This window comes from Pseudomonas sp. AGC41 (assembly GCF_057334555.1).
This window is the reverse complement of record NZ_JBHFJB010000157.1, coordinates 43,669-55,045: the sequence shown is the minus strand read 5'-3', so window position 1 is coordinate 55,045 and position 11,377 is coordinate 43,669. Positions and strand designations below refer to the sequence as shown.

Here is an 11,377-nt window from a genome sequence, read left to right as displayed (position 1 = left end):
CATCGCGAGCAAGCTCGCCCCCACATTAGAAATTCAGTGGACACATAATTGTCGTCCAGCCAAGCGCCAATTGTGGGAGCGAGCCTGCTCGCGAAGACGGCAGAATATTCAGCGAGATCTCAAGGGAGATCATTTCCGTCAGTTCGCCGCCTCCTTGTAGGCTTTCAACGCCCTGAGGCGCTCTCGCTTGATCGCTTCGCCCAGTTCCGGCCCCTTGAAACCCTTCTCCAGCAACGGTTGCACCGCCACGCCGCGGGCCGCTGACGCAGCGCCCCGCAGGTAATCAGCCTGTGGGTAACTTCGTTCCTCAAGCCCCTTGCGCCCTCGCGCATCCATCTCGCATGCGGCAATGAACTCCTCGAAACGCTGGGGGCGCCGGTACACATCAAAGCTCTGCAGCAGCTCAAGCAAAGTGGTAGCCCTGAGCTCCAGCGCGCGGTGTCCATGGGTGTGGTATTGCCCAACCAGCAGCGCCAGTTCCTGGCAGTCACGGGGCGCTTTGAAGCGTTCGTTGACTGCTTTGATCAGCTTCAACCCTTTGTGCTCATGGGCGATGTGCCTTGGCCATTCATGCTCGGGCGTCAGACCTTTGCCGAGGTCGTGCAGCAGGCAAGCCCAGCGGACCGTCAGCGGCTGTTTGTGCAGCGCCGACTGTTCCAGCACGCTCAAGGTATGGACGCCGCTGTCGATTTCCGGGTGATGGGCTTCAGGTTGCGGGACCCCGAACAGCGCATCGACCTCGGGCATCAATACCTTGAGGGCATCGCAGTCGCGCAGCACCTGGATAAACACCTGTGGCTGATCTTCCATCAGAGCGCGGGAGATTTCTTTCCAGCTGCGTTCGGCAGTCAATGCTTCCAGCTCGCCGGATTCGCTGAGTTTGCGCATCAACGCCAGGGTTTCGTCCGCCACCTTGAAGCCCAGCGGGGCATAACGTGCGGCAAAGCGGGCAACTCGCAGGACTCGGAGTGGATCCTCGGCAAACGCCGGGGAAACGTGGCGCAGCAGGCGAGCTTCGAGATCGCGCTGGCCATGGTAGGGATCGGTGAGATTGCCATGGTCGTCTTCGGCCATTGCGTTGATCGTCAAGTCCCTGCGGATCAGGTCTTCTTCGAGCGTCACTTCGGGGCTGGCATGGAATACGAAACCGCCATAACCCCTGCCGCTTTTGCGCTCCGTACGAGCGAGGGCATATTCCTCGCCGGTCTTCGGGTCGAGAAATACCGGAAAATCAGCCCCTACGGGACGGAATCCCTTGGCCAGCATTTCCTCGGCGGTGGCACCCACGACGACCCGATCGACGTCGGTGACGGGAATGCCGAGCAGGCGATCACGAACAGCACCGCCGACTTTGTAGATCTGCATAAAAAACCTCCGTTGGACCGACAGGATAAACCTTTAAGCCGGACCTTCGGAGGCGAAAACGCTATCAAAGATGAATGACGGCCAAGTCCAGGCGCCCATAATCTCCTTCGCCTTGTTCGCCGCGCGGCGGCACATGGTGGGTTTTCATCACCTGGTCGCCCTGCAAGGTTTCCAGGTGGATGTCGAACCCCCAAAGTCGATGCAGGTGCTTGAGGACCTCGTCGGTGGATTCGCCCAGCGGTTTGCGATTGTGCTGTTGATGGCGCAGGGTCAGCGAGCGATCACCGCGGCGGTCGATGCTGTAGATCTGCACGTTGGGCTCGCGATTACCGAGGTTGTATTGCGCCGCCAGGGTTTCACGAATGACCCGGTAACCGCTCTCGTCGTGGATGGCGGGCACCAGCAGGTCGTCTTTCTGATCATCGTCCATGATGCTGAACAGCTTGAGGTCGCGGATCACCTTGGGCGAAAGGTACTGCAGGATGAAACTCTCGTCCTTGAAGCTGCTCATGGCGAATTTGATCGTGGAAAGCCAGTCCGAGCCGGCGATTTCCGGAAACCAGCGGCGATCCTCTTCGGTAGGGTCTTCACACATGCGCCGAATGTCGCGGTACATGGCAAAGCCCAGGGCATAAGGGTTGATACCGCTGTAGTAGGGACTATCGAAGCCTGGCTGGAATACCACGCTGGTATGGGAGGTCAGGAACTCCATCATGAAGCCATCGGTGACCAGGCCCTCGTCGTACAGGTCGTTCATCAACGTGTAGTGCCAGAATGTTGCCCAACCCTCGTTCATCACCTGGGTCTGGCGCTGAGGGTAGAAATACTGGGCGATCTTGCGCACGATGCGTACGATTTCACGCTGCCAGGGTTCCAGCAGCGGTGCGTGTTTCTCGATGAAATAGAGGATGTTTTCCTGGGGTTCGGCAGGGAACCGCGCGTTGTCTTTCTCGCTGTACTTGTCCGCGCCCTTGGGAATGGTCCGCCAGAGATCGTTGATCTGCTTTTGCAGGTGTTCTTCACGGTCCTTCTGGCGTCGGCGCTCTTCCTCGGCGGAAATCGGATACGGCCGCTTGTAGCGATCCACGCCGTAGTTCATCAGGGCGTGGCAAGAGTCCAACAGGTCCTCCACCGCATCAATGCCGTGGCGTTCCTCGCACTGCATGATGTACTGCTTGGCGAACACAAGGTAATCGATGATCGAGCTGGCGTCGGTCCAGGTGCGGAACAGATAGTTGCCCTTGAAGAAGCTGTTGTGGCCATAGCAGGCATGCGCCACCACCAGCGCCTGCATGCAGATGGTGTTCTCTTCCATGAGGTAGGCGATGCAGGGATCGGAGTTGATCACGATTTCATAGGCCAGCCCCATCTGGCCGCGGCTGTAGGATTTCTCCGTGCTGAGGAAATGCTTGCCGTAGGACCAATGGTGGTAACCCAGCGGCATCCCCACGGATGCATAGGCGTCCATCATCTGCTCGGCAGTAATCACTTCGATCTGGTTCGGGTAGGTGTCCAGGGCGTAGCGGTCCGCGATACGGCTGATTTCGCGGTCGTAGGCCTGGATCAGCTCGAATGTCCATTCGGAGCCGGTGGAAATGGGTTGGCGCTTCTGCTCTTTTTTGGCGGTCATGTCACTAACCTGCGCTGGAAGAGTTCACGGAAGACCGGGTAGATGTCCCCGGCCGAGACCAGTTGCTGTTGGGCAAATGTGTCGGAAAAGGCTTCGGCGATGCGTTCGTATTCGTACCACAAGGCCTGGTGTTCGCGTGGAGTAATTTCCACGTAGGTGTAGTACTGGACGAACGGCATGATCTGGTTGATCAGGATGTCGCGACAGATTGGCGAATCGTCGTTCCAGTTATCGCCGTCGGACGCCTGGGCCGCATAGATGTTCCATTCATTGGCGGGATAACGTTCGGCCATGATCTCCTGCATCAGTTTCAGCGCGCTGGACACGATCGTGCCGCCGGTTTCCCTGGAATAGAAGAACTCTTCCTCGTCGACTTCCCTGGCGCTGGTGTGGTGACGGATGAACACCACATCGATCTTGTCGTAGTTCCTCTTCAGGAACAGGTACAACAGGATGAAGAAGCGCTTGGCGATGTCCTTGGTGGCCTGGGTCATGGAGCCAGATACGTCCATCAGGCAGAACATCACGGCCTTCGAACTGGGGTTCGGTTGTTTCACCAGGAGGTTGTATTTGAGATCGAACGTATCGAGGAACGGCACGCGGTGGATACGCGCGCTGAGTTTTTCGATTTCCGCTTCGAGGTCCTGGATGTCGCCAAAATTGTCGGGCTCTTCACGTTTCAGGCGAGCCAGTTCTTCCTTGGCTTCGCGCAGTTTTGCCCGGCTGCTGCCTGACAGCGCGATGCGTCGGGCATGGGCCGAACGCAGGGTGCGAATGATATTGATGCGTGACGGATTACCCTCGTTGCTGATCCCGGCGCGCACGGTCTTGAAGGTGTCGGTACCGGTCAGGTTGCGCTTGACCAGGTTCGGCAGTTCCAGGTCCTCGAACATGAATTCGAGGAATTCCTCCTGGGTGATCTGGAATACGAACTCGTCCATGCCTTCGCCGGAATTGCCGGCTTTGCCGGGCCCCTTGCCGCCGCCACCCCCCTGCGGGCGCGGGATGTGCTCGCCAGTGGTGAATTCCTTGTTTCCCGGGTGCACGACGGTCTGCTTGCCACCACGGCCATGGTGCAGCACCGGCTCGTCGATGTCGCGGCCAGGGATGCTGATCTGCTCGCCATGCTCCATGTCCGTAATGGAACGACGGCTGACCGCCTCTTCGACGGCTTTCTTGATGTGGTCACGGTAACGCCGCAGGAAACGCTGGCGGTTCACCGTGCTCTTGTTCTTGCCATTCAGGCGTCGGTCGATCACATAGCTCATAGGTGACCCTCTGGGCAGCTTCAAGTGGAGAGCTACAAGCTGCAAGTAGAAGCGGTCGCCCGGAACCCGGAGTTCACGTGCTTCTGTCTTGCAGCTCGTCGCTTGCGGCTTGTGGCTGCGCTACTGTGATTTACGGACCCGCAGGTACCACTCGGAAAGCAGGCGTACCTGTTTGTCGGTGTAGCCACGTTCGACCATGCGTGTAACGAAGTCGTTGTGTTTTTGCTGGTCCTCCTTGCTGGCCTTGGCATTGAAGCTGATGACTGGCAGCAGGTCTTCGGTGTTGGAGAACATTTTTTTCTCGATAACCACCCGCAGCTTCTCGTAGCTGAGCCAAGTCGGGTTCTTGCCGTTGTTGTTGGCCCGGGCGCGCAGCACGAAGTTGACGATTTCGTTGCGGAAATCCTTCGGATTGCTGATGCCCGCCGGTTTTTCGATTTTTTCCAGCTCCTCGTTGAGCGCCACGCGGTTGAGGATTTCGCCTGTTTCCGGGTCCCGGTATTCCTGGTCCTGGATCCAGAAATCGGCGTACAGCACGTAACGATCGAAAATGTTCTGACCGTATTCGCTGTAGGACTCCAGGTAGGCTGTCTGGATCTCCTTGCCGATGAACTCGATATAACGCGGAGCCAGGTATTCCTTGAGGAAGCGCAGGTACCGCTCACGGGTTTCAGCCTGGAACTGCTCCTGCTCGATCTGCTGTTCAAGTACATAAAGCAGATGGACCGGGTTGGCGGCAATTTCGTGAGGGTCGAAGTTGAAGACCTTGGACAGGATCTTGAATGCGAAACGGGTGGAAAGACCATTCATGCCTTCGTCCACGCCCGCGTTGTCGCGGTATTCCTGGATCGACTTGGCCTTCGGATCGGTGTCCTTGAGGTTTTCCCCGTCATAGACGCGCATTTTCGAGTAGATATTGGAGTTTTCCGGCTCCTTGAGGCGCGACAGCACGGTGAACTGGGCCAGCATCTTCAGCGTATCGGGGGCGCAATGGGCCTTGGACAGCGAACTGTTGAACAACAGCTTGTCGTAGATTTTTATCTCATCGGTCACCCGCAGGCAGTACGGCACCTTGACGATGTAGATCCGGTCGATGAAGGCTTCGTTGTTCTTGTTGTTGCGGAAGGTATGCCATTCCGACTCGTTGGAGTGGGCCAGCAGGATGCCGCTGAACGGAATCGCCCCCAGCCCTTCGGTGCTGTTGTAGTTGCCTTCCTGGGTGGCAGTCAGGAGTGGGTGCAGCACCTTGATGGGCGCCTTGAACATCTCGACGAATTCCATCAGGCCCTGGTTGGCCCGGCACAGCGCGCCCGAATAGCTATAGGCGTCGGCGTCGTTCTGAGGGAATTCCTCCAGTTTGCGAATATCGACCTTACCCACCAGGGCAGAGATATCCTGGTTGTTTTCATCCCCGGGCTCGGTCTTGGCCACGGCGATCTGGTTAAGGATCGAGGGGTAGAGCTTGACCACCCGGAACTGGCTGATATCGCCGCCGAACTCGGCCAGGCGCTTGGTAGCCCATGGCGACATGATGGTATTGAGATAGCGCCGGGGAATACCAAAGTCTTCCTCGAGAATCGCGCCGTCTTCGGTAGCGTTGAACAGCCCCAGTGGGGACTCGAACACCGGCGAACCCTTGATGGCATAGAAGGGCACTTTTTCGATCAGTTGCTTGAGCTTCTCGGCCAAGGACGATTTACCGCCACCGACAGGGCCGAGCAGATAGAGGATTTGTTTTTTCTCCTCCAGGCCTTGGGCGGCGTGGCGGAAATAGGAAACGATCTGTTCGATGCATTCTTCCATCCCGTGGAAGTCCGCAAAGGCCGGATAGCGGCGAATCACCTTGTTGGAAAAGATCCGCGAGAGCCTCGAGTTGGTCGAGGTATCCAGCAGTTCCGGTTCTCCGATTGCCAGCAACAGACGCTCCGCGGCCGATGCGTAGGCACTGCGGTCCTGCTTGCAGAGTTCGAGGTATTCCTGCAGCGAGTACTCCTCCTGCCGCGTGGACTCGAAACGTTGCTGGAAGTGGCTAAAAATACTCATGACGTCACCTCGCTCGATACGTGGAGCCGGTGTCGGATCAATCAGTCGATGCTGGACAGCCGCTGGGAACCCAGTTGCCGTTTACCCCCCAGAATGCTCTCAAGCAGGTAGCTCCTGAAAGCTGACTCCCGATGACCCGCGCGCCGGTGTACCGGCTCTCCCCTGTTTTGGATGGCCTGAGGCTAAGGATAGTTCGGAATCCGAGAGGTAAAGGTGGAATACGTAATTAGTTATGGCAGACCGTTCGTCTGCCATCGCCCAAGCCCGCGGTTCTCGTGGGCTTGGCTGTCATAAAAAATTATTCAGGAGTGCCTTGCGCTGTTTCGTCAGGATAAGTCGTGCGCCACAGCTCAAAACCGCCGTCCAGGCTGTAGACATCGCTGAAGCCCTGGCTGATCAGATAGGCGGCAGCGCTTTGGCTGGAGTTGCCGTGATAGCAGACCACGACGGTAGGCGCATCGAGGTCGGCGGCTTGGATAAAGGCATGAAGGGACTGGTTGTCCAGATGCTTGGAACCCTTGACATGCAAAGCCGCAAAGGTGGCTGGGTCGCGCACATCGACGACGACGGCACCCTGTTCACGCAGGGCCTGGGCTTGTTCGGGAGAGATGCGTTTGAATTCGGTCATACGGGACTCCTGTGGCCTTAATTGCAAAGCCGATCAAATGGCAGTGCCGGCCGGCAATGATGCAGTGGTCGGTTGATGGGGTCTGGCATACCCCTTCTCGTCGCAATCGCAGCGCAGCAACTCGCCGCTGTCGACGTTCATCAGTGTCAGCGCGCTGCCCCAGACACAGCCGGTGTCGAGGGCAAAGACCCCTGGCTCGTCGCTTTGGCCTTCGAGCGCGGCCCAATGGCCGAAGACGATCCGCAAGTGGCGGGTCTTGCGCTCCTTGTGCTTGAACCAGGGCGCATAACCGGGCGGGGCGGTCTCGATGCCTTCCTTGCCCTTGAGATCAAGCTTGCCATCACGGGTGCAGAAGCGCATCCGGGTGAAATAATTGGTAATGACCCTGAGGCGGGCGGCGCCGGTGAGGTCGTTGTCCCACTTCACCGGTTCGTTGCCGTACATGCCATCCAGGTAAGGGCCGAACAGGTTGTCATCGCGCAATGCCTGTTCCACTTCGCCTGCGCATTTAAGCGCCTTGCGCAAGGACCATTGGGGCGGAATGCCGGCATGCACCAGCGCCAGGTTGCGCGCCTCGTCGTAGTGCATGAGCTTCTGCTGGCGCAGCCATTCGAGCAGCTCGACGCAATCAGGCGCGTCGAGAATTTCCTTCAGGGTATCGGACTTCTTCAGGCGCTCGATGTTCTGCCAGGCCGCCAGCAGGTGCAGGTCATGATTACCCAGCACGCAGACCAGCGAATCGCGGATGCCGTAGAGGAAGCGCAAGGTTTCAAGCGATTGCGGCCCCCGGTTGACCAGGTCGCCCACCAGCCAGAGGGTGTCTTTGCGTGGGTCGAAGGCGACCCGCTCCAGCAGGCACTTGAGCGGGTCGAGACAGCCTTGCAGGTCGCCGACCGCATACGTGGCCATCAGTGCAACGCTCCGGGCACCGCCAGCCGAAAGGGCTTGATGATGGCATCGAAGCGTTTGCCGTCCTCGGCCAGCATCTGGTAGGTGCCCTGCATGGTGCCGACCTTGGTCGTCATCACGGTGCCGCTGCTGTAGCTGTGGCTCTGGCCGGCGTCGATCAACGGTTGCTGGCCGACCACGCCCTCGCCGCGGACTTCTTCGACGTGCCCGTCGCCGTCGGTGATGATCCAGTGCCGTGACAGTAGCCGGGCTGGCAACGAGCCGTTGTTGCGCACGGTGATGGTGTAGGCAAAGGCGAAGCGGTTGTGCTCGGGTTGCGACTGTTCAGCGAGGAAGCGGGTGGCGACGCTGACGTCGACCTGGTAACGGGGATCGGACATGCAAAAAGGCCTTGGAAGCGGGACGCGGGCGTAACTGAGGGAATCAGTCTAGGCCAAGTATCGGGTAGTAGACCAGACTGGCGTACTGCCCGATAGCGACCATTGAACGTCAGATGGCGTCGGTATTTGGCGCAACCTGTTCGCTGAGCTTGTCGGCCAGGCGGACGAAGGCTGCGAGGTCCAGTTGCTCCGGACGCAGGCTGCCATCGACGCCGGCGGCTTCGATTTCGGCACTGCTGAGCAATAGTTTCAGGGTGTTGCGCAGGGTTTTACGGCGCTGGTTGAACGCTTCGCGTACCAGACGCTCCAGCAGGCGATGGTCCTTGGCGGGATGCGGCAGGACCGCATGGGGCACAAGTCGGACGATGGCGGAGTCGACTTTCGGCGGCGGATTGAACGCACCGGGACCTACGTTGAACAGATGATCAACCCGGCAATGGTACTGGACCATGATCGACAAACGCCCCCAGTCACCTCCGCCAGGCCCGGCAGCGAGACGCTCGACCACTTCTTTCTGCAGCATGAAGTGCATGTCGCGGATCAGGCCGGCATTGTTCAGCAGGTGAAAAATCAACGGCGTGGAGATGTTGTACGGCAGGTTGCCCACGACTCGAAGGCTGTTCGGCGCGGCATTCAGGCTGTTGAAGTCGAATTTCAGCGCATCGCCCTGATGCAGGTTGAAATTGCTCTTGCCGGCGAACTGCTGGTTGAGAATCGGCACCAGATCCTTGTCCAGCTCCACCACGTCCAGTTGCGCGCCGCTGTCGAGCAACCCTTCGGTCAGTGCGCCCTGGCCCGGCCCGATCTCAAGCATACGGTCATCGGGCTTGGCATTGATGGAGCGCAGGATGCGGTCGATAACGCCGGCGTCATGCAGGAAGTTCTGGCCGAAGCGCTTGCGCGCGCGGTGTTGGTATTGCTCGGTCATAAATGGGTCTCGGCCATCTGGTAGGCGGTTTCCAGCGCGACTTGCAGGCTCCCGGTGTCGATCCTGCCGCTGCCAGCCAAATCCAGGGCGGTGCCGTGATCCACGGATGTGCGGATGATCGGCAGGCCCAGGGTCACGTTGACCGCCGCACCGAAGCCTTTGTATTTCAGCACGGGCAGGCCCTGGTCGTGGTACATCGCCAGCACCGCGTCGCAGTGCTCCAGATATTTGGGGGTAAACAGAGTGTCGGCAGGCAGCGGGCCACGCAGGTCCATGCCCTCGCTGCGCAAGCGCTCCAGTGTGGGTTCGATGATGTCGATTTCTTCACGGCCCAGATGCCCACCTTCGCCGGCATGCGGATTCAGACCGCACACCAGGATGCGGGGCCGGGCGATGCCGAATTTGTGCTGGAGGTCGGCGTGCAATATCCGCGTAACGCGTTCGAGGCGCTCCGGGGTAATGGCAGCGGCGATGTCTCGCAGCGGCAGGTGAGTGGTGACCAGGGCCACGCGAAGGCCTCGGGTGGCGAGCATCATCACCACTTGCGGGGTATGGGTCAGGTCGGCCAGGAATTCGGTGTGTCCGGAAAAATGGATGCCGGACTCGTTGATCACGCCTTTGTGCACCGGCGCGGTGATCATGCCGGCGAAAGCCCCGTCCAGGCAGCCTTGGCCGGCGCGGGTCAGCGTCTGCAGCACGAACGCTGCGTTGGCCTTATCGAGTCGGCCTGCGGTGACAGGGGCGCCCAACGGTGTATCCCATACATACAGGCTACCGGCGGGAGCGGGGGCATCCGGCCAGGCGTTCGGCGTTACTGGCAACAGGTCGACGGCCACCCCCAACTGCGCAGCCCGCTCGAAGAGCAGGTCGCGGCTGGTGACAGCAATCAGAGGGTGTGGCTGGACTTGCGAGGCGAGCAGCAGGCACAGGTCGGGACCGATGCCGGCAGGCTCGCCGGGAGTCAGCGCGAAACGCTTGGGTTTCACTGCGCTGCCTGGTCTGCACCAGGGAGTTTGATCTCGACGTAGGCTTCGTCGCGAATCTGACGCAGCCAGGTTTGCAACTCTTCGTCGTACTTGCGGTTACGCAATACCGTCATCGCCTGTTGTTCGCGCGCCTGGGTGGTGCTGTCGGTGGCGCGACGGCCAAGGACTTCCAGGACGTGCCAGCCATAAGGGCTCTTGAACGGCTTCGACAGCTGGCCTTGCGGTGTTTCGGCCATGACCTGGCGGAACTCGGGAACCAGCGCGTTCGGGTCGACCCAGTTCAGGTCGCCGCCGTTCAGGGCCGAGCCCGGGTCTTCCGAGAAGCTCTTCGCCAGCTCGGCGAAGTCTTCGCCGGAGGTGATGCGTTCGTACAGTTTCTCAGCCAGACGCTTGGTCTCGGCTTCGCTGCGGATCTCGCTTGGCTTGATCAGGATATGACGAACATGTACTTCGTCACGCACCTGGGTACCGCCACCGCGTTTTTCCAGCAGCTTTAGGATGATGAAGCCGCCAGGCGTGCGGGCTGGCTGGGTGATGTCGCCGACGGACATGGTGCTCAGCTCGCGATCGAACGGCGGCGGCAGCTGGGCGGCCTTGCGCCAGCCCATGTCGCCGCCTTCCAGGGCGTTTTCACTGGCCGAACGGGCTACCGCCATCTGGCCGAAGTCGGCGCCTTGCTTGAGCTGCTGGTAGATGTCCATTGCCTGGCGATAAGCGCTCTGGATCGCTTCCGAATTGGCGCTTTCCGGCGTGGGAATCAGGATGTTTGCCAGGTGCAATTCTTCGGAAAGCTGCATCTTGCCAAGGTCGGAAGCGAGGAAGTTCTTCACTTCCTGCTCGGACACCTGGATGCGTTCGGCGACGCGGCGCTGACGTACACGGCTGATGACCATCTCGCGACGGATCTGGTCGCGGGCGTCGTCAAACGACAGGCCATCGCGCGCCAGGGCAGCGCGGAACTGGTCGACGGTCATGTTGTTGCGCTGGGCAATGGTGCCGACGGCCTGGTTCAGTTCTTCATCGGTGATGCGGATGCCGGAACGCTCGCCGATCTGCAATTGCAGGTTTTCAACGATCAGGCGCTCGAGCACCTGTTGGTCCAGCACGCCTGGTGGCGGCAAGCCACCGCCACGCTTGGCGATGGTTTGCTGAACTTCATGGACCCGCTGGTCCAGCTGGCTCTGCATGACCACGTCGTTGTCGACGATGGCCACGACTTTGTCGATGGACTGTAGGGGGG

General features: G+C 59.7%; 10 protein-coding genes. All 10 read right to left on the bottom strand.

What is annotated here, in order from left to right; genetic code table 11:
• Nucleotides 1–138: 138 nt before the first annotated feature.
• On the bottom strand, nucleotides 139–1,365 hold the full coding sequence (locus ACE04F_RS27315) for a multifunctional CCA addition/repair protein (protein WP_486110657.1): 1,227 nt from the start codon (nucleotides 1,363–1,365) through the stop codon (nucleotides 139–141).
• 64 nt (nucleotides 1,366–1,429) lie between these two features.
• Nucleotides 1,430–2,995, bottom strand: a complete 1,566-nt coding sequence (locus tag ACE04F_RS27310; RefSeq protein WP_486110656.1) for a SpoVR family protein — start codon at nucleotides 2,993–2,995, stop codon at nucleotides 1,430–1,432.
• Complete coding sequence (locus ACE04F_RS27305) at nucleotides 2,992–4,263, bottom strand: YeaH/YhbH family protein (RefSeq protein ID WP_305498393.1); 1,272 nt, start codon at nucleotides 4,261–4,263, stop codon at nucleotides 2,992–2,994. Before ACE04F_RS27305 ends, ACE04F_RS27310 begins: the two co-directional genes overlap by 4 nt.
• A 120-nt stretch (nucleotides 4,264–4,383) precedes the next feature.
• The gene (locus ACE04F_RS27300; protein WP_305498395.1) at nucleotides 4,384–6,306 is read right to left on the bottom strand and encodes a PrkA family serine protein kinase; all 1,923 of its coding nucleotides are present in this window, start codon (nucleotides 6,304–6,306) and stop codon (nucleotides 4,384–4,386) included.
• A 298-nt stretch (nucleotides 6,307–6,604) separates the two neighbouring features.
• The gene (glpE, locus tag ACE04F_RS27295; protein WP_486110655.1) at nucleotides 6,605–6,934 is read right to left on the bottom strand and encodes a thiosulfate sulfurtransferase GlpE; all 330 of its coding nucleotides are present in this window, start codon (nucleotides 6,932–6,934) and stop codon (nucleotides 6,605–6,607) included.
• 33 nt (nucleotides 6,935–6,967) lie between these two features.
• On the bottom strand, nucleotides 6,968–7,843 hold the full coding sequence (locus tag ACE04F_RS27290; protein WP_486110654.1) for a symmetrical bis(5'-nucleosyl)-tetraphosphatase: 876 nt from the start codon (nucleotides 7,841–7,843) through the stop codon (nucleotides 6,968–6,970).
• Nucleotides 7,843–8,223, bottom strand: a complete 381-nt coding sequence (gene apaG, locus ACE04F_RS27285) for a Co2+/Mg2+ efflux protein ApaG (RefSeq protein WP_486110653.1) — start codon at nucleotides 8,221–8,223, stop codon at nucleotides 7,843–7,845. The genes ACE04F_RS27290 and apaG overlap by 1 nt, the downstream gene beginning before the upstream one ends.
• A gap of 109 nt (nucleotides 8,224–8,332) precedes the next feature.
• On the bottom strand, nucleotides 8,333–9,151 hold the full coding sequence (rsmA, locus tag ACE04F_RS27280; RefSeq protein ID WP_486110652.1) for a 16S rRNA (adenine(1518)-N(6)/adenine(1519)-N(6))-dimethyltransferase RsmA: 819 nt from the start codon (nucleotides 9,149–9,151) through the stop codon (nucleotides 8,333–8,335).
• On the bottom strand, nucleotides 9,148–10,137 hold the full coding sequence (pdxA, locus tag ACE04F_RS27275; RefSeq protein WP_486110651.1) for a 4-hydroxythreonine-4-phosphate dehydrogenase PdxA: 990 nt from the start codon (nucleotides 10,135–10,137) through the stop codon (nucleotides 9,148–9,150). Before pdxA ends, rsmA begins: the two co-directional genes overlap by 4 nt.
• Nucleotides 10,134–11,377, bottom strand: a 1,244-nt coding sequence (locus ACE04F_RS27270; RefSeq protein ID WP_486110650.1) for a peptidylprolyl isomerase, incomplete at its 5' end; no start/stop codon positions are given. The genes pdxA and ACE04F_RS27270, both read right to left, overlap by 4 nt.